20 protein-coding genes are annotated in these 17,290 nt (G+C 70.5%); 12 read left to right on the forward strand and 8 right to left on the reverse strand.

Annotated elements, in window-relative coordinates:
- Positions 1 to 195 precede the first annotated feature (195 nt).
- The 6 genes from ABS78_RS13020 to ABS78_RS13045 all read left to right on the forward strand — a co-directional run bounded on the left by ABS78_RS13020 (position 196) and on the right by ABS78_RS13045 (position 6,733).
- Positions 196 to 846 (forward strand): TetR/AcrR family transcriptional regulator, encoded by a 651-nt coding sequence (locus ABS78_RS13020; RefSeq protein WP_293379679.1) that lies wholly within the window; start codon positions 196 to 198, stop codon positions 844 to 846.
- Between the two features lie 13 nt (positions 847 to 859).
- Positions 860 to 1,498: a TetR/AcrR family transcriptional regulator gene (locus ABS78_RS13025; protein WP_293379682.1), complete on the forward strand. Its 639-nt coding sequence runs from the start codon at positions 860 to 862 to the stop codon at positions 1,496 to 1,498.
- A gap of 202 nt (positions 1,499 to 1,700) precedes the next feature.
- Positions 1,701 to 2,744, forward strand: coding sequence for a histidine kinase (locus ABS78_RS13030; RefSeq protein WP_293379685.1), 1,044 nt, complete (start codon positions 1,701 to 1,703; stop codon positions 2,742 to 2,744).
- Complete coding sequence (locus tag ABS78_RS13035; protein ID WP_293379688.1) at positions 2,741 to 3,595, forward strand: LytTR family DNA-binding domain-containing protein; 855 nt, start codon at positions 2,741 to 2,743, stop codon at positions 3,593 to 3,595. Before ABS78_RS13030 ends, ABS78_RS13035 begins: the two co-directional genes overlap by 4 nt.
- 103 nt (positions 3,596 to 3,698) lie before the next feature.
- On the forward strand, positions 3,699 to 5,147 hold the full coding sequence (locus tag ABS78_RS13040) for an MFS transporter (RefSeq protein ID WP_293379691.1): 1,449 nt from the start codon (positions 3,699 to 3,701) through the stop codon (positions 5,145 to 5,147).
- 92 nt (positions 5,148 to 5,239) lie between these two features.
- Positions 5,240 to 6,733: an MFS transporter gene (locus tag ABS78_RS13045; protein WP_293379694.1), complete on the forward strand. Its 1,494-nt coding sequence runs from the start codon at positions 5,240 to 5,242 to the stop codon at positions 6,731 to 6,733.
- A 33-nt stretch (positions 6,734 to 6,766) separates the two neighbouring features.
- Here ABS78_RS13045 and ABS78_RS13050 read toward each other — a convergent pair whose 3' ends face one another.
- Positions 6,767 to 7,240, reverse strand: a complete 474-nt coding sequence (locus tag ABS78_RS13050; protein WP_293379695.1) for a hypothetical protein — start codon at positions 7,238 to 7,240, stop codon at positions 6,767 to 6,769.
- Between the two features lie 150 nt (positions 7,241 to 7,390).
- Between ABS78_RS13050 and ABS78_RS13055 the strand changes: the two genes are divergently transcribed.
- The 3 genes from ABS78_RS13055 to ABS78_RS13065 all read left to right on the forward strand — a co-directional run bounded on the left by ABS78_RS13055 (position 7,391) and on the right by ABS78_RS13065 (position 9,018).
- Positions 7,391 to 7,783, forward strand: a complete 393-nt coding sequence (locus ABS78_RS13055; protein ID WP_293379698.1) for a DUF2237 domain-containing protein — start codon at positions 7,391 to 7,393, stop codon at positions 7,781 to 7,783.
- 76 nt (positions 7,784 to 7,859) lie between these two features.
- Positions 7,860 to 8,327 (forward strand): Rrf2 family transcriptional regulator, encoded by a 468-nt coding sequence (locus tag ABS78_RS13060; RefSeq protein ID WP_363083210.1) that lies wholly within the window; start codon positions 7,860 to 7,862, stop codon positions 8,325 to 8,327.
- Positions 8,317 to 9,018 carry a class I SAM-dependent methyltransferase gene (locus ABS78_RS13065; RefSeq protein WP_293379703.1) on the forward strand — a complete coding sequence of 234 codons (702 nt, stop codon included), beginning with the start codon at positions 8,317 to 8,319 and terminating at the stop codon, positions 9,016 to 9,018. Before ABS78_RS13060 ends, ABS78_RS13065 begins: the two co-directional genes overlap by 11 nt.
- Positions 9,019 to 9,052: 34 nt before the next feature.
- On the opposite strand, the gene ABS78_RS13070 is transcribed toward ABS78_RS13065, so the two are convergent.
- Positions 9,053 to 9,373 (reverse strand): 2Fe-2S iron-sulfur cluster-binding protein, encoded by a 321-nt coding sequence (locus ABS78_RS13070; RefSeq protein WP_293379706.1) that lies wholly within the window; start codon positions 9,371 to 9,373, stop codon positions 9,053 to 9,055.
- Between the two features lie 9 nt (positions 9,374 to 9,382).
- Positions 9,383 to 10,636, reverse strand: coding sequence for an FAD-dependent oxidoreductase (locus ABS78_RS13075; RefSeq protein WP_293379709.1), 1,254 nt, complete (start codon positions 10,634 to 10,636; stop codon positions 9,383 to 9,385).
- Positions 10,637 to 10,742: 106 nt separating this feature from the next.
- On the opposite strand from ABS78_RS13075, the gene ABS78_RS13080 reads away from it, so the two are divergent.
- The 3 genes from ABS78_RS13080 (at position 10,743) to ABS78_RS13090 (ending at position 13,060) form a co-directional block, all read left to right on the forward strand.
- Positions 10,743 to 11,051 carry an antibiotic biosynthesis monooxygenase gene (locus ABS78_RS13080; RefSeq protein WP_293379712.1) on the forward strand — a complete coding sequence of 103 codons (309 nt, stop codon included), beginning with the start codon at positions 10,743 to 10,745 and terminating at the stop codon, positions 11,049 to 11,051.
- Between the two features lie 83 nt (positions 11,052 to 11,134).
- Positions 11,135 to 12,409: a cytochrome P450 gene (locus tag ABS78_RS13085; protein WP_293379715.1), complete on the forward strand. Its 1,275-nt coding sequence runs from the start codon at positions 11,135 to 11,137 to the stop codon at positions 12,407 to 12,409.
- Between the two features lie 60 nt (positions 12,410 to 12,469).
- Positions 12,470 to 13,060, forward strand: coding sequence for a TetR/AcrR family transcriptional regulator (locus tag ABS78_RS13090; RefSeq protein ID WP_293379718.1), 591 nt, complete (start codon positions 12,470 to 12,472; stop codon positions 13,058 to 13,060).
- On the opposite strand, the gene ABS78_RS13095 is transcribed toward ABS78_RS13090, so the two are convergent.
- The 5 genes from ABS78_RS13095 to ABS78_RS13115 all read right to left on the reverse strand — a co-directional run.
- The gene (locus tag ABS78_RS13095) at positions 13,002 to 14,129 is read right to left on the reverse strand and encodes an endonuclease/exonuclease/phosphatase family protein (protein WP_293379721.1); all 1,128 of its coding nucleotides are present in this window, start codon (positions 14,127 to 14,129) and stop codon (positions 13,002 to 13,004) included. The two genes, ABS78_RS13090 and ABS78_RS13095, sit on opposite strands and share 59 nt — an antisense overlap.
- Before the next feature lie 124 nt (positions 14,130 to 14,253).
- Complete coding sequence (locus tag ABS78_RS13100) at positions 14,254 to 14,694, reverse strand: hypothetical protein (protein WP_293379724.1); 441 nt, start codon at positions 14,692 to 14,694, stop codon at positions 14,254 to 14,256.
- Positions 14,672 to 14,962 (reverse strand): type II toxin-antitoxin system Phd/YefM family antitoxin, encoded by a 291-nt coding sequence (locus ABS78_RS13105; protein WP_293379727.1) that lies wholly within the window; start codon positions 14,960 to 14,962, stop codon positions 14,672 to 14,674. Before ABS78_RS13105 ends, ABS78_RS13100 begins: the two co-directional genes overlap by 23 nt.
- 152 nt (positions 14,963 to 15,114) lie before the next feature.
- Complete coding sequence (locus ABS78_RS13110) at positions 15,115 to 15,897, reverse strand: succinate dehydrogenase iron-sulfur subunit (RefSeq protein ID WP_293379730.1); 783 nt, start codon at positions 15,895 to 15,897, stop codon at positions 15,115 to 15,117.
- 21 nt (positions 15,898 to 15,918) lie between these two features.
- Positions 15,919 to 17,290: FAD-binding protein (locus tag ABS78_RS13115; protein WP_293379733.1), on the reverse strand; the 1,372-nt coding region annotated here is incomplete at its 5' end.

The following is a 17,290-nucleotide window of genomic DNA, read 5'->3' on the forward strand; positions in this document are numbered from 1 at the left end:
GCCATAAGGAATTCCGCGGCGCTCGAAGCGCCGCTCGGATCGGTTTTCCACCCTGGGTTTTAAACCCGAAGCGAAGTCGAATACCAAGTTGGTTGAACGCGTTCATAGCCGACGCTAGATCGGCCCTTCCTCCCCCACCTGTGTCGCGCGCCGGCTCCCCCCTGACGGGCGCGCGCCCAGAAGAACAAGAGTGGCATGAAGCATATCTCCCCCAATCAGGTCGCCGTCGACATTCCGGCGCGCGCCCCCACCCGCCGCGCCCTGGCCAAGCAGCAGACGCGCCTCAAGGTCCTGGCCGCCGCCCGCCGTCTGTTCAGTGAACAGGGCTACGAAGGCGCCACCATCCGCGACATCGCCGCCGCGGCCGGCATGTCCACCGGCGCGGTGTTCGCCAACTTCACCGACAAGTCGGACCTGTTCCGCGAGATCATGACCGACGACATGGAGGCCCTTCTGGCCGCCATGCGCGACGCGGCGGCCCGGGGCCGCGGTGTCGAGGACGCCGTGCTCAAGGTCTTCATGGCCGGCTACACCTTCTACAAGAGCCGCCTGCAACTGGCCCGCGCGGCCTTTTCGGTGTCCTGGGACCTGGAAGGCGGGCCGGTCCTGCGCGGCCTGCCGTCCTCGCTCGCGCTCCAGGACGTCTTCGGCGAACTGCTGAACGCCGCGGTGGAACGCGGCGAGCTTTCGCAGGAGGCCGAGGTCAAGCTGCGGGCCCAGATGCTGTTCGACACCTACCTGTCGAACTTCCCGCAGGCGATCTTCGAAGGCTGGAGCCTGGAGGCGTTGCAGACGCGCGCGCGGGATCAGGTCCGGATCCTGCTGGCCGGCGCCCGTCGGGGCTGAACCGGACACCGCTGTGGGCGCCGAGGTCGAACACACGCCCGAAGCGGTCGGTCTCCGCCGGACACAGAAGGAAGCGACGCGCGCCCGGGTCCTCGCCGCGGCGCGCGAACTGTTCGACGCCGAAGGCTACGACGGCGCCACCATCCGCGAGATCGCCCGTCGGGCGGGGGTGGCGGTCGGCAGCGTCTTCACCACCTTCGCGTCGAAGGGCGAGATCCTGTCCGAGGTGATGCAGGCCCGGCTCGATCCGCTCTACGGCGAGATCAACCGCGTCATGCCGCATGTGCGGGGCTCGACCGTCGATCGGCTGCGCACGCTGTTCGCGATCCACTTCGAGTTCGAGAACCGGCACCTGCGGCTGTTCCTCGCCCATATCGCGGCGGCCTACGACTGGACCCTCAGCCCTGCCGCGCGGCCCTACGGGCGCAATCCGCGTCTCACCGCGATCCTGCGGGATACGGTCGAGAAGGGCGTCACCACCGGGGATGTCCGGCCCGACGTCGATCTGGACGAAGTGGTCGGCCTGCTGCTGGCCGCCTATGCCTGGACCTATCAGCTCGCCATCACCCAGGGGGCCGGCGTCGCCGAACTGATCGCCGCGATGGATCGCCGGATCGGCGTCCTGGCCGAGGGCTTCAGCAAGCGGGCCTGACCGCGGGTCCAGGCGCGGTGCGAAGGCGATCCGGTTCGTCCCGCGATCCCGGCCGGACGACCTCGCCGCCTTCGCCGGCGAACGGGCGGAAACCGGTGGCGGGCGGCCCGGCTTTGCAGCGAACGGCGGGTTCGGGACGACGAGCGGACTGGTCCCCGCCGGCGTTTGCGACAGAATGGCGACGGACGGGAGAGCCTTGCGCGTGCGCCGGCCCATCAAATACCTCATCGCCAACATCGTCCTCTGGACGCTGACCTTCCTGGTCGTCTCGGCCCAGATGGCGACCGAGCCGATGCCTCACGCCGGGCAGATGGCGCTGCGTCGCGCGGGCATGGCCCTGTTCGGCTTCGTCGCCTGCCTGGGCGTCTCGCGGATCCTGGCGGCCCTGGCCGACCAGCCGCTGTGGCGCCGGATCGCCGCGGCGGTGGGCCTGTCGATGGCCGGAGGGTTCGCCTATGCGGTGCTGAACTACGCCGCGTTCTATGTGATCCACCCGCTGTGGGGCGCCGAGCCGTTCCAGATCTGGCGGGTGACCTATATGGCCACGGTCTTCTTCTGGACCTTCCTGGCTTGGTGCGCCCTCTATTTCGCGATCCGCTACGAGGCGGATCTCAGGGATCGCGACCTGCGCCTCGCCCAGGCCCAGGCGCTGGCCATGGACGCGCAGAACCGGATGCTGCGCTACCAGATCAACCCCCACTTCCTCTTCAACACCCTGAACGCCCTGTCGTCGCTGATCCTCGCGCGCGAGAACGAGCGCGCCGAGCGGATGGTGCTGTCGCTCTCCGGCTTCCTGCGCCACACGCTGGAGACCGAGCTTCCCGACAAGACGCCGCTGGCCGACGAGATCCAGGCCCAGCGCCAGTACCTTTCCATCGAGCAGGCCCGGTTCGAGGACCGGCTGAACTATATCGAGGCCATCCCGCCCGATCTGGCCGACGCCCTGGCGCCCAGCCTGATCCTCCAGCCCCTGGTCGAGAACGCCGTGAAGTACGGCGTGGCCGGCTCCAGCGCGCCCGTGACGATCGAGATTCGCGCCGAGGCCGCGGGCGGCCGGCTCCGGCTGACCGTCGCCGACGACGGCGGCGGCGTGGCGGACCCGCCGCCGCCGCGGCTGGGCCTGGGCCTGGAGAACGTGCGGCGACGCCTGGAGCTGATCTATGGGCGCGCCGGCTCCCTCACCTGCGGCCCGCGGCCGTCGCGCGGCTTCGTGGCCGCGGTCGAGATCCCGCTGGAGCGCGCATGACGACGGCGGGCGGACTCCGGGACGCCACGAGCGCGGGCCGACCGTTGCGTGTGGCCCTCGTCGACGACGAGCCGCCCGCGCTGCGGCGGCTTCGCCTGGCGGTCGAGACGGTCGGCGGCGCCGTCGTGGTGGGAGAGGCGGCCCACGCCGAGGCGGCCCTGGCCCTGATCGCCCGCGGCGACGTCGACGTGGTGCTGCTCGACATCCGGATGCCGGGCGTCTCGGGACTGGAACTGGCGCGGGCGGTCGAGTCGCCCAGGGCGCCGGCGTTCATCTTCGTCACCGCCTACAGCCGGTTCGCCGCCGAGGCCTTCGAGCTGGCGGCGGTGGACTACCTTCTGAAGCCGGTCGAGTTCGAGCGGCTGCAGGCGGCGCTGGAGCGGGCGCGCCAGCGGCTGGGCTCGCGCACGGCGGGCCGGCGCATCGCCGAACTGGAGGCCGCGCTGCGCGCCGCCGAGGCCCGCCCGCCGCCTGCGGCCGCCGCGCCGCCTCCCGGTTCGAGGCGCGCGTGGATGGAGGAGCTGTGGGCGCCCGACCGCGGCGACCGGGTGCGGATTCCCGTGGAGACGATCGACTGGATCGAGGCCGAGCGCGACTATGTGCGCATCCATACCCGCGGCCGGAGCTTCCTGATCCGCAAGCCTATACGCGCGTTGCAGGGCGAACTGGACCCGGAAGCCTTTCTGCGCGTCCATCGGGGCGCCCTCGTGCGGCGCGACCGCATCGCTCGCCTGGCCCGCCGGACGGGCGGCCCGACCGCCGTCGTTCTTCAGTCCGGCGTCGAAATTCCCGTGGCGCGGCGCGAGACCGCCCGTGTTCGCCGCCTGATCGGCCTCCGCGATCCGGGTTGAGGCTGGGCTCCCCTCGCGGCGGATCGGCTTTGACGCGGCGTCACCGTTGCCAGCCGGGCCGCAAAGGATGACCGTTCGCGAAACAACCGCTCGGGAGGACCGCGTGGCGGCGACGGATGCGAGGCCTTCGGCGCCTGTGAAGGTCGTCTACGGACTGGGCGCGCTGGGCGAGGCGGCGTTCACGACCGCCATGGGGTTCGTCTTCTTCTACTACACGGCGGCCCTCGGATTCTCGGGCGGCATGGTGGGCGCGGCGCTGTTCCTGGGCCTCTGCGCCGACGCGATCGTCGACCCGTTCTTCGGCTCCTGGTCCGACAACATCCGCTCGCGCTTCGGGCGCCGCATCCCGCTGATGCTGGCCGGCGGCCCGCTGCTGGCGCTGTCGGTCGGCATGCTGTTCGCGCCGCCCCAGGGGCTCCTGAACCAGGAGCTGGCCGAACCGGTGGTGTTCCTCTGGCTGGCCTTCTGGGCCGTGGCCGTGCGGACCTTCTTCTCGATGTTCCACGTGCCCTATGTCGCCCTGGGCGCCGAGATGTCGGGCGACTACCACGAGCGCAACAGCATCGTGGCCTGGCGGACCCTGTTCCTGATCCTGGCCGGCTTCCTGGTGAACGGCCTGGCCTATTCCGTCTTCTTCGCGGGCGAGGGCGGGTTGCAGCAGGCGGGACGCTATCCCGCCTTCGGCTGGGCGGTGGCCGCGCTCGTGCTGTTCGGCGCCGGTCTCTGCGCGGTGGGCAGCGCCCCCTACGCCGCGCGCCTGCCCGGCGTGCCGCCCGTGGACGAGCATCTGCTGCGCCGCCTGCCGTCAGAGATCGTGGAGATTTTCCGCAACCGGTCGTTCCGCGTGCTCTTCGCTTCGGCGGTCCTCTCCTATGTGGGCGTGGGGGTGAACGCCTCGTTCAACAGCCACGCCTACGTGTTCGTCTGGCAACTGCGGCCCGAACTGATCCAGGTCGTCGTCTTCGCGTTCCTGGGCGGCCTGCTGGTCGGCGTGCCGCTGACCCCGCTGGTCTCGCGCGTGGTCGAGAAGCGGACGACGGTGCTGATCGGCATGGGGCTGGTGGTCGCGGCCTGGATGACCATCGCGTTCTCCCGCCTGGCCGGCGCGTTTATGGCGACCGGGGCCGACGCGGTCCTGCCGCTGGCGGTGCTGATCGGCGTGGCCGGCGTAGGCGCGGGCTTCTGCGCCATCGCCTATCCTTCGATGATGGCCGACGCCGCCGACGAGCATGAGCACGTGTTCGGCCGGCGGCGGGAGGGGCTGTATTTCGCGGGCCTGGGCTTCGCCTTCAAGGCGGGGCAGGGCGCCGGCATGCTGGTCTCGGGCATGGCGCTGGATCTCATCGGCTTCCCCAAGGACGTGGGCCGGCAGGTGGGCGTGGTCCTGCCCGAACCGCTTCTGGATCGGATCGTTCTCGCCTGGGGGCCGGGCGCAGCGATCTTCACCATCGGCTCCATGATCGCCCTGGCCGCCTACGGCATCACCCGGCGCCGTCACGCCGAAGTGGCCGCTGCGCTCGCGCTCCGGCGCGAGACCGCTCCCGCGGAATGACGCGGTGCGCGGAATGACGTGGCGTCAGAGTTGCCACCGCCGATCAGCGGCGTAGCGTCCCTGCCAAACGAGAACCGGGCGGGAGGAACCAGGTGGCGGTCGCAGAAGGGTTCAGCGGCGCCGGCGCGCCGACCATGCAACCTGCCGAGGGGGAGCTGAAACCCCCCGCGTCGGTGAAGTTCTTCTACTGTTTCGGCCAGGTGGTGGAGTCGAGCTACCTCGCGGTCAACACCTTCGTCTTCTTCTACTACACCGCGGTTCTGGGCCTCTCGGGCAGCCTCGTCGGCGCGGCCGTGGCGATCAGCATGTGCCTCGACGCCGCGCTCGACCCGCTGATCGGTTCCTGGTCGGACGGGGTGCGTTCGCGGCTGGGCCGGCGCCTGCCGGTGATGCTGATCGGCGGCCCGCTGACGATGGTGACGATGGGCCTGCTGTTCGCGCCGCCGGCCGGGATGTCGGTGGTGCTGCTGTTCGTGTGGCTGACCCTGACGAAAATGGCCGTGCGGGCCTTCGCCTCCATGTACAACATCCCCTACTTCGCCCTGGGCGGCGAGATGGCGGACGGCTACCTGGAGCGGTCGCGGATCGTCTCGTACCGCCTGCTGGCGGGCATCCTGGCCAGCGTGACCGTCACCGCCCTGGCCTATTCGGTCTTCTTCGCCGGCGAGGGCGGCCTCCAGCGCCCCGACCGCTATCCCGCCTTCGGCTGGGCCATCGGCGCGGTCGTCCTGGTGGGGTCGCTGATCTGCTGCGCGGGCGTCTGGCGCTATGCCGCGACGTTGCCCCAGCCCACGGGCCGGCCGTCGTCCATGTTCCGCCGGCTGCCGGGCGAGGTCGCCGAGATCTTCCGCAACCGGTCGTTCCTGATCCTGTTCGGCTCGATGCTGGTCTTCGCCAGCGCCGCCGGCATCCACGCGGCGCTGCAGAACCACACCTACGTCTTCGTCTGGAAGCTGCGCCCCGAGGTCATGCAGATCCTCAGCTACACCTATCTGTTCGGCATCCTGGCCGGTGTGCCGCTCACGCCCTTCCTGCTGCGATACATCGAGAAGAAGTCGGCGGTGTTCGTGGGGTTCGGCCTGGTCGTCTGCGCCTTCATCCTGCTGCCGGGCGTTCGCGCCGCGGGCCTCTTCACGCCCACGGGACAGGAGGCGCTGGCCTGGCTGATGCCCACCAACCTCGTGGTGGGGCTGGGATCGGGGATCATCTTCATCGCCTTCCCAGCGATGATGGCCGACGCCGCCGAGGAGCACGAGTTCCTGTTCGGCGCGCGGCGCGAGGGCCTGTTCTTCTCGGGACTGGGATTCGCCGGCAAGGCGGCGGCCGGCGTCGGCACGCTGCTGGGCGGCCTGGCCCTGGACCTGCTGCGCTTTCCCAAGGAGATGGGGCGCGAGGTCCACGCCGCGATCCCCGAGGATGTTCTGGCCGGGCTGGTCTTCGGCTGGGGGCCGCTGCCGGCCCTGCTCAGCCTGGCGGGGGCCTTCATCTTCCTGCCCTACGCCATCGACCGGGCGCGCCAGCAGGAGGTCACCGCCGCGCTCCGGGCCCGCAGGGCGCGGGCCGCGGACGGCGAGACCGGGTCCTGACCCGGGGTCCGACCGACCTCGACGGGGCGGCCGTCAGGGCGCGCGCCGCGACAGGGTCACGGCCTGGGAACGACCGGCCTCGGTGAGGCGGCCTGTCCAATGGCCGCCGGACGGATGCAGCACGGCGATCGAGTCGTCGGCGAAGCGCAGGGTCAGTTCCGCGCCGCGTGGCACGTCGACGATGAGTCCCGACGCCTCCGGCGCGCCCGGCCGGCGCGGGTCGCGCCACGCCCCGTCGATCCAGCCGTCGCGGTCCACGAGTTGCAGCAGATACAGCTCGTGTCCGCCGGCCGACAGCGTCCAGGCGCCCTCCATCGGCCCCTGGAAGGCGCGGATCGCCGCGGCCGACGACTTCAGGCGGGCGTCATAGGCGATTTCCTCCGCCGTGGGCGGCCCGCCGGGCGATCTCCCGGTCTCATGGATGAACACCGGGCCGGCGGGCGAGGCGGAGGGTGGCGGCGCTTCGGCCGACTGCGCCTGGGCCAGGGAGGGGGCGATCGCCAGCATTACGGCCACCCACGCCCCCGCCGGACGACGCCCGCGCGCGGGGCGACTCGCGCGTGCGGGGCGACGGGGTGCGGACGCGGGCGAATTCATCGGGGTTCGGGCTCCGTCGCGCATTGGCGGCGGCCGAGTCTTAGCGTTTAGGATGGGCGCATGGCCACACGCCCGATCCGCTACGACGCCGGAGCCCGGAACGTCCTGGGGCTGGACCTCGTCCCCTGCTCCCTCGACCCCGTGACCGGGTTCTTCCGCAACGGCTGCTGCGAGACCGGCCCGCACGACGTGGGCATGCATACGGTCTGCGCCGTGATGACCGCCGAGTTCCTGGCCTTCTCGAAGGCGGTGGGCAACGACCTGTCGACGCCGCGCCCCGACCTGGGCTTCCCAGGCCTCAATCCCGGCGACCGCTGGTGCCTGTGCGCCCCTCGCTGGAAGGAGGCGCTGGACGCCGGCGCCGCGCCGCAGGTGGTGCTGGAGAGCACCCACGAGGAGACCCTGGCCATCGTCCCCCTGGGCGTCCTCAAGGACCACGCGGTCCAGGCCTGAGGCCCCTTGTCAGACCGCTTCGAGGCGTCGGCCTTGACCTCTCGCCTCATCACGTAATATCAAAAGTTACATGAGAATGGACAGCCGCCTTTCGGGCGTCCTGCACGTGCTGTTGCACATGGCCGAGCAGGACGGGCCGGTCACATCCGAGACCCTGGCCGCCGCCATGGGGACAAATCCGGCCGTCGTGCGCAGGACGATGGCGGGCCTCCGCGAACAGGGGTTCGTATCCTCGGCCAAGGGGCACGGCGGAGGCTGGGGGCTCGCCCGCGACCTCGCCTCGGTCACGCTGCGCGACATCTACGGCGCCCTGGGCTCGCCGCGCCTGCTGGCCCTGGGGCACCGCAGCGACGCGCCCGACTGCCTGGTGGAGCAGGCGGTGAACGCGGCGCTCGACACCGCCTTCCGCGAGGCCGAGGCCGTCCTGCTGGCGCGCCTGGGCGAGGTGTCCCTGGCCGCGCTCAGCGCCGACTTCCATGCCCGCTACGCCGCCCGTCCCAGGGACCAGGTGACCCATGACATCCAGGTGACCCATGACCGCTGACTCCGGCGACAAGCCGTTCCTGGCCAATTTCGAGGACCCCGAGGCGGTCGCCGCCTACGCGGACGGCCCGCGCCGCTTCGTCCCGGGGCTGGACGCGCTGCATCGCATGACGGGCGTGCTGCTGGCCGAACGTGCGCCGCCCGACGCCAGGGTCCTGGTCCTGGGGGCCGGGGGCGGCCTGGAACTGAAGGCCCTGGCCGACTCCCATCCCGGCTGGACCTTCACCGGCGTCGACCCCGCCGGGCCGATGCTGCGGCTGGCCGAGCGCACGCTGGGGCCGCTGAGCGAGCGGGTCGAACTGGTGAAGGGCTACATCGAGGACGCGCCCGAGGGGCCTTACGACGCCGCCGTCTGCCTGCTGACGCTGCACTTCCTCGACCCGGAGGAACGACGGCGGACGGCGGGCGAGATCCGCCGCCGGTTGCGGACCGGCGCGCCGTTCGTCGCCGCGCACAGCAGCTTCCCGCAGGACCCCGCGGCCCGGGAGGTCTGGCTCGGGCGCTATGCGGCCTATGCGGTCGCCTCGGGCGTCGAGCCCGACAAGGCGTACGGCGCGCGCGACTCGGTGCGCGCCGCCCTGGACCTTCTGGATCCGGACGCCGACGAGGCCGTCCTGCGGGCGGCCGGCTTCCGGGACGTGGCGATGTTCTACGCCGCCTTCACCTGGCGGGGGTGGGTCGGCTACGCCTGAAGGGCCGGACGGAAGCCCGGCCCGGCGCCGGCCGTCAGTGCTGGCTCTCCGGCATGGTGACGCGCAGGCCGTCGAGGTCGTCGGTGACCTTGATCTGGCACGAGAGGCGGCTGTTCTCCTCGACGCCCTCGGCGAAGTCGAGCATCGACTCCTCCATGGCCGATTTGGTCCCCGTCTTCGCGAGCCAGTCGCCCTCGACATAGACGTGGCAGGTGGCGCAGGCGCAGGCGCCGCCGCAGTCGGCGTCGATGCCCGGGATGTTGTTCTTCACCGCGCCTTCCATGACCGACAGGCCCGTCTTCACGTCGATGGTGTGCTCGGTGCCGTCGTGCTCGACGTAAGTGATCTTCGCCAATGGAGCCCCCTAATGAGCCGCGGTCTGCGCGGCGACCTCTTTCATGGAAACGGACGGATCGGCAAGCTTGGCCTTGTCGATCGACTTGCGGTTGAGGATGAGCTGCTTGCCCATCATGAACTCGGGCGGGGCGTTGATCGCCTCGACCGACTGGAGCTGGTCGCCCTTCAGGTGGAACACCGCGAACTTGCCGCTGGCCGGGTCGCCGCGGATGACGATCTCGTCCACATCGAAGGCGTAGCCGGCGATCTGGAGCTTCAGGTCGTACTGGTCGCTCCACTGCCAGGGGCATTCCCCCGAGGGGCGCGGGCGGCCCATGATGGCGCTGGCGGCCTGCTTGGCCTGTTCCAGGGCGTTGGGCACGCTCTCCATGCGGAACATGCGGTCGTAGATGGGCATGGGCCGGTGGGCCACGTCCCCGATGGCGAAGACGTTCGGGTCCGAGACGCTGCGGGCGTCCAGGTCCACCACCACGCCGCGGGCGCAGTCCAGCCCGGCGTCGCGGGCCAGTTCGTCGTTGGGGGTCGCGCCCACGCCCACGACCACGGCGTCGCAGTCCAGGACCCGGCCGTCCTCCAGCTTCACGCCCGTGACACGGCCGCTCCCATCTGAGTCCTCGAAACCCACGACGCTGCAACCCAGCTCGAACCTGACGCCGTGCGTCTCGTGATAGCCCTGGAAGAAGTCGGACAGGGCCTGGCAGGCCACGCGGGCCAGGATACGGCTCTCGCGCTCCAGCACCACCACCTCGGCGCCCAGGGCCCGGCCCGAGGCGGCGACCTCCAGGCCGATGTAGCCGCCGCCCACCACGGCCAGCCTCTTGCCCGGCCCGACGGCGGCCTTCAGCGCCTCGGCGTCGGCGGCGGTCCGCAGGAACAGGATGCCCGACAGCCCGGCGCCGGGGATGGGCAGCGCGATGGCCCGCGCGCCGGTGGCCAGGATCAGCGCGTCGTACGAGACGCTCGAACCGTCCGACAGCGCGACGGTCTTCTCGCCCCGGTTGAGGGCGGTCGCGGTCACGCCGGGGCGGAAGTCGATGTTCGCCTCGGCGTAGAACTCGGTGGGCTTCAGGGCCAGCGACTCGGCGTCGGCCTCGCCCTTCAGCCAGGCCTTGCTCAGCGGTGGTCGCTGATAGGGCGGGATGGGCTCGTCACCGACCATCGTGATCGGCCCTTCATGGCCGTACTGGCGCAGGAGCGCCGCCGCCGTCCCGCCGGCGTGGCCGGCTCCGACGATCACCACATGTGCGTTCGCGCCGCTCATATTACTCCGATGCCCAAAAGTGACACTGGCGTCAACTTCCCTTGCGTGAGCCTCCCGCGGGCTTCCGCGTTTGCCCTTCTTGGCAGACTTGATCCGCGGAGAGCAAATGTTCCTGGTCCTGTACGAATGGCGCGCCAGACCCGGCAAGGAGGCGCAGTTCGAAGACGCGTGGCGCCGCGGCACCCTGGCCATCACCCGAAAGTACGGCAGCTACGGCTCGCGGCTGGGCCGGACCCAGGACGGCCGCTACGTCGGCGCCGCCGAGTGGCCCGACGAGGCGACCTGGCAGGCGGCGATGGACGACGGCATGGCCTATGACGACCCCGAGGCCCGCGCCGATTTCGAGGCCGCGACTCTGGACGGCGGCGCGCCGATCCTCGGCATGACCATCGTCAGCGACGAGATCGTCCGGTAGCGCCGCGTGCGATCGCCCTTGCCGAACAGTGTTTGGATCGGCCTCATGCTCCCGAAGGGCCGTCAGCGCCCGGGAGGAAAGCCATGGACGACGGTTCCATCGACCTGAAGCAGGCTGCGGCGGCCGAGGCCTGGAGCCTGCCGATCGAGGCGCTGAACCCCGCCCAGTCGGACCTCTTCGCCGCCGACGCCATGTGGCCCCTGTTCGATCGTCTGCGGAAGGAGGCGCCGATCCACTGGTCGGCGCCGAACGACGAGTTCGACGGGTTCTGGTCGATCACCCGCTACGCCGACATCATGACGGTGGACACGAACCATCAGGTGTTTTCCTCGGCGGACGGCATCGTGCTTCAAACGATCGAGGGCAAGATCGAGGGCGACAAGCGGCCCCGCGGCAACAGCTTCATCGGCATGGACCCTCCCGGGCACGACGTGCAGCGCAAGGCGGTCAGTCCCGCCGTCGCGCCGGCGAACCTGGCGGCGATGGCGCCCCTGATCCGCGAGCGCGCCGGCGCCATCCTGGACGGCCTGCCCATCGGTCGGGAATTCGACTGGGTCGACCTGGTCTCGAAGGAGCTGACGGCCATGACCCTGGCCACGCTCTTCGACTATCCCCAGGAGCGTCGCCGCGACCTGACCTTCTGGTCCGACATGTTCACCAACGCCCCCGGCCACGGCCCGGCGAAGAGCTGGGAACACAAGCGCGAGCAGGCCGACGCCTGCTTCGCCGCCTTCGACGAGCTCTGGGCCGAGCGGGTCGACGCCCCGCCGAAGTTCGATCTGGTCTCGATGATGGCCCACGCCGAGGCGACGCGGAACCTCAACGTCCACGACTATCATTCGAACGTGGTGCTGCTGATCATCGGCGGCAACGACACCACGCGGAACACCATCTCGGGCTCGGTCTACGCGCTCAACAAGAACCCGGACCAGTATGACAAGCTGCGAGCCGATCCCTCGCTGGTCACCTCGATGGTGTCCGAGACCATCCGCTGGCAGACGCCTCTGGCCCACATGGCCCGCACCGCGACCAGCGACTTCGAACTGGGCGGCAAGACCATCAAGGCCGGCGACCGGGTGGTGATGTGGTACGTCTCCGGCAATCGCGACGACGCCCAGATCGAGAACCCGAACGCCTACATCATCGATCGCGAGCGGCCGCGGAATCACCTGTCGTTCGGCTTCGGCATCCACCGCTGCGTCGGCAACCGCCTGGCCGAGCTTCAGCTCACCATCATCTGGGAAGAGATCCTCAAGCGCTTCCCCGAAGTGCGCCTGCTCCGCGAACCCGAGCGCACGCACTCGGTCTTCGTGAAGGGCTACGAGACCCTGCCGGTGATCATCCCGACGCGGACCTGACGTTTCGCTCGGGCGGCTGCGCGCCCTAGCCACGGCGCGCAGTCGGCCTAAACTGCCCCGATGTCCCTCGGACGCCGCTATCACGTGGGCGACCTGCCCAGCCGCCTGATCCGCGAGGCGCGGGCGATGCTGGAGGAGGGCGACCTCAAGCAGTTCAACCTGCGCGCCCTGGCGGCGCGGGCCGGGATCACCACCGGCTCGATGTACCACCACTACGAGAGCAAGGCGGCGCTGCTGGGCGACCTGGCGGCCATCGGCTTCGGCGAGCTGCGCCGGTCGCTGGACCAGGGCGATCGCGCGGTGGCGGAGGGCGTGCGCCTGCGCGCCTGGGCCACCGGCTACTTCGGCTTCGCCGGTCGCGAGCCGGCGATGTTCGCCCTGATGTTCGATCCCGAGGTCGCTGATCTGCCCAAGGTGGTCGACGCGCGCGCCGAGGTGCTCTCGGTTCTGCGCCGCACGGTCGTGGAGGTCGCCGAGGCCCTGGGGCGCCGCGACCCGCCCGTGGACAAGATCACCCTGGCGGTCTGGGCCGCGGCGCACGGCGCCGCCTCCCTCGCGGGGCCGGCGCGCGATCCCGAACTGATCGAGGACGTCATCGCCGGCCTGGAAGCCCTGTTCCGGCCCGGCACGACGACCCTGCCGGCGCCGTGAGTTCGGCCGGCCAGCTCAGTTCGTAGACCACCCGCAGGGCGTCGTGGTCCGAGAGCGCGGGGCTGTCGGGCCGCCCGTCGAACATCGTCTCCACCCGAATGGGCCGGATCGTCATGCGCCGGCCATCCTCGAAGAGCTGCAGGTCCTGGGTGTCCATCCAGGGTTCGTCGCCGTCCCACGAGGCCTTCACCGCGCACTGTTCCGGCGCCTCGACGCAGTAGCGGTGCACCAGGGTGAGCGGCAGCAGGAAATCGAAGATCTCGAAGCGCGCGTCCGAGCCCCGCATGTTGAAGTCGCCGCCCAGCACCGCCGCATGGTCCGGATTGCGCCGCACGGCCATGAAAGCCGACAGCTCCACCGCCTGGATCGCGTGCGCCGCCGCCGTGCGTCCCCGCGGCGCCCGCGAGGCCTTGCGCGAGTTCATGTGGGTGTTGAACACGTCCACCGGCGCCGGGGCGCCGGGCACCGCGATGCGGGCGAACAGCGCGCCCTTGTTGCTGAGGCAGTCCAGGCCGGCGCAGCCGCGCCGGCTGAACGGCTCGCCCTCGGCCTCCACGATGGGATAGCGGCTGGAGATCGCCAGCCCGCCGGTGGTGAATCTGAGGCCCAGCTCCCCCCGGATCCAGTTCCGCCGGCCCGTCGAGCCGGCCGCGGGCAGATCGCGCCGCGAGCGCCGTCCCGGCCCCGCCGTCTGGGCCGGATAGCCGGCGGCGTCCACCGCGCCCACCGCCGCCTTCGAGAACACCTCCTGGAACAGCACCACGTCGGGTCCCTGGCCCGCCGCCCGCAGCGCCGACAGCCGCGCCCCGATCTCGGCCAGCTCCGACGCCCGCCCCCGCCGCGCCGGCCAGCCCAGGCCCTCGATGTTGTAGGTCAGCACGTCCAGCGTCGTGCTCGCCGTCCGCCCGTCCGCCGAAACGGCGACATCCGGCATGGCGATTCCCGAGCAATCCACCGCCCGCGCCTCGGGCAGCGTCGCACACCCGGCCAGCAGGAGGCCGACCAGCAGCAGGCCGCTCAGCGCCAAGCCGGCCGTGAGCGGCGTCTTGCGAACGAACATGGAGGGCATGGGGCGAGACTGGAACAGCGCCTTTCCTTAACCGCGCCTGCCTCCACACGCTAGCAGTCAAGCCGGCGCCCTGCAGGGAACTCGAAACCCAGCCACCCTGGGAAGCCGCGTGAGTGGCGGCGCGTCAGGTACGCGGGGTGAGCGTCGCGCCCCTCGACCTCAGCGCCCGGCCAAGAACATCGGCCAGTTCGGCGAGTCGACGGTCCGAGAGCGCTCCATACCGCCAGAAGGCGCCGACCGGCGCGGACGCGGGACGCAGGTCGTGTCCCGGCCACTCGGTGATGTTGATCTCGTTCGCCACGATCCAACTCGGCCGCGTCAGCCCCAGCGTCCCGGCTGTGAGCGCCACCTTGAATGCGTGGGCCGGCTCCGCGCTGGTGATGGGGACGACGGCCACCCGCGCGCCGCCCTCCAGCAGGCGCACGACCACGCACCGACGGTCCTTCGCGGCCTCCACCTGTCCGCGGGCGGCCTCGTGGCTCCACAGAAAGGCGAACTCGATGACGTCGCCGGGCCGGGGTCCAAGCTGGGGCGGCTGCGGTTCAGTCGACGATGGGGTCGCCATCACGAGCCGCCCCGCGTGGCGCCGCGAGGTCGGCCAGCCCCCCCAGGAGGTCCTCCGCCACATCCGCAGGGATATTTGCGGTGTTGTAGGCCTGGCGCGTCTGGCGCCGCAGGCGCGCATAGTCCTCGTAAGCCATGAGCACGTGCCGCGGGCGGCCGTGCGACGTGATCACCACCGGCGCGCGCAGCGCCTTGTCGGTCACGTCCTTCCAATGGCGTTGCGCCTCCTTGGAGGTGACGCTGCGCTCAGCGTCGGTCAGATGGGTCACCTACGCCTCCAAGCTCGGCCCGTGCCGAGCAATACCCCCTCGGTCTGTTCCGAGAGCGGAGAAGTTCAGCCCAAAATACAGCTTTTACGGAAAAGCCGTCAAGTGCGGAGCTTGGTGTAGGTGGCGGCCGTCGCCGACCGCCGCGCCCCGCATCACACCACCCGGTCGACCAGCTTCTTCTTGATCTCGGCGATGGCCTTGGCCGGGTTCAGGCCCTTGGGGCACACCTGGGCGCAGTTCATGATGGTGTGGCAGCGGTAGAGCTTGAAGGGGTCTTCCAGGTCGTCCAGCCGCTCGCCCGTGGCCTCGTCGCGGGAGTCGATGATCCAGCGGTAGGCGTGCAGCAGGGCCGCCGGCCCCAGGTACTTCTCCTGGTTCCACCAGTAGCTGGGGCACGAGGTCGAGCAGCAGGCGCAGAGGATGCACTCGTAGAGGCCGTCCAGCTTCTCGCGGTCCTCCGGCGACTGGCGCCATTCCTTCTGCGGTTCGGGCGTCTCGGTGTGGAGCCAGGGCTCGACCGAGGCGTACTGCGCGTAGAACAGCGTCAGGTCCGGCACCAAGTCCTTGACCACCGGCATGTGGGGCAGGGGGCTGATCGCCACCGTGCCCGACGGGCAGTCCTCGTGGCCGTGGATGCACGCCAGCGTGTTGCGCCCGGCGATGTTCATCGCGCACGACCCGCAGATCCCCTCGCGGCACGAGCGCCGGAAGGTGAGCGTCGGATCCATCGTGTTCTTGATGTGGATCAGGACGTCCAGGACCATCGGGCCGCACTGGCTGATGTCCACGTCGTACGTGTCCCAGCGCGGGTTCTGGCCGTTGTCGGGATCGTAGCGATAGACCTTGAAGGTCTTCACCTTGCCCGCGCCGGCCGGCGCGGGGTGGTGCTTGCCGCCCGTGACTTTCGAGTTCTTGGGAAGGGTGAGCTGGACCATCTGCGTTGCTGTCCTTCCGGCCTAGTAGACCCGCGCCTTGGGCGGGAACGGGGCGATCTCGTTGGTCATGGTGTAGTCGTGCACCGGGCGGAAATCGATCTTCACCGCGCCAGTCGCGTCGTCGAGCCAGGCCAGCGTGTGCTTCATCCAGTTGGCGTCGTCGCGTTCGGGGAAGTCCTCGTGCGCGTGGGCGCCGCGGCTTTCGGTGCGGTTCTCGGCGCCGACCACCGTGACCAGCGCCTGGCCGATCAGGTTGTCGAGTTCCAGGGTCTCCATGAGGTCGGAATTCCAGATCATGGAGCGGTCCGAGACCTTCAGGTCGGGACGCTTGGCGTTCACCGCCTTCATCCGCTCGACCCCGGACTTCAGGGCGTCGGAGGTGCGGTAAACGGCGGCGTCCTCCTGCATCGCCATCTGCATTTCCAGACGCAGCGCCGCCGTGGAGGTGCCGCCGTCGGCGTTGCGGAAGCGGTCCAGGCGGGCCAGGTGGCCGTCGGTCATGGCGGGCTTCAGCTCGGGCTGGGTCGCCCCGGCCTTGACCGTGTCGGCTGCGCGCAGGGCCGCCGAGCGGCCGAACACCACCAGGTCGATCAGCGAGTTCGAGCCCAGGCGGTTGGCGCCGTGCACGCTCACGCACGCCGCCTCGCCCACGGCCATCAGGCCGGGCACCACCTTGTCGGGGTCCTCGCCCGCCTTGGTCACCACCTCGGAGTAGAAGTTCGTGGGGATGCCGCCCATGTTGTAGTGCACCGTCGGCAGCACCGGGATCGGCTCCTTCGTCACGTCGACGCCGGCGAAGATCTTGGCGCTCTCCGAGATGCCGGGCAGCCGCTCGGCCAGGATCTTCGGGTCCAGGTGGTCGAGGTGCAGGAAGATGTGGTCCTTCTTCGGACCCACCCCGCGGCCCTCGCGGATCTCCATGGTCATGGCCCGGCTCACCATGTCGCGCGGCGCCAGGTCCTTCACGGTGGGCGCATAGCGCTCCATGAAGCGCTCGCCCTCGGAGTTGGTGAGATAGCCGCCCTCGCCGCGGGCGCCCTCGGTGATGAGGCAGCCCGAACCGTAGATGCCGGTCGGGTGGAACTGCACGAACTCCATGTCCTGCAGCGGCAGGCCCGCCCGCAGGATCATCCCGCCGCCGTCGCCGGTGCAGGTGTGGGCCGAGGTGGCCGAGAAGTAGGCCCGGCCGTAGCCGCCGGTGGCCAGGATCACGAGCTGGGCCTGGAAGCGGTGCAAGGTGCCGTCGTCCAGCTTCCACGCCGTGACGCCCCGGCAGACGCCTTCGTCCATGATGAGGTCGAGGGCGAAGTACTCGATGAAGAACTCGGTGTCGTGCGCCAGGCTCTGGCCGTACATGGTGTGCAGCATGGCGTGGCCGGTGCGGTCGGCCGCC

Origin of the sequence: Phenylobacterium sp. SCN 70-31 (genome assembly GCF_001724605.1) — a bacterium.
GTDB lineage: Bacteria > Pseudomonadota > Alphaproteobacteria > Caulobacterales > Caulobacteraceae > Phenylobacterium.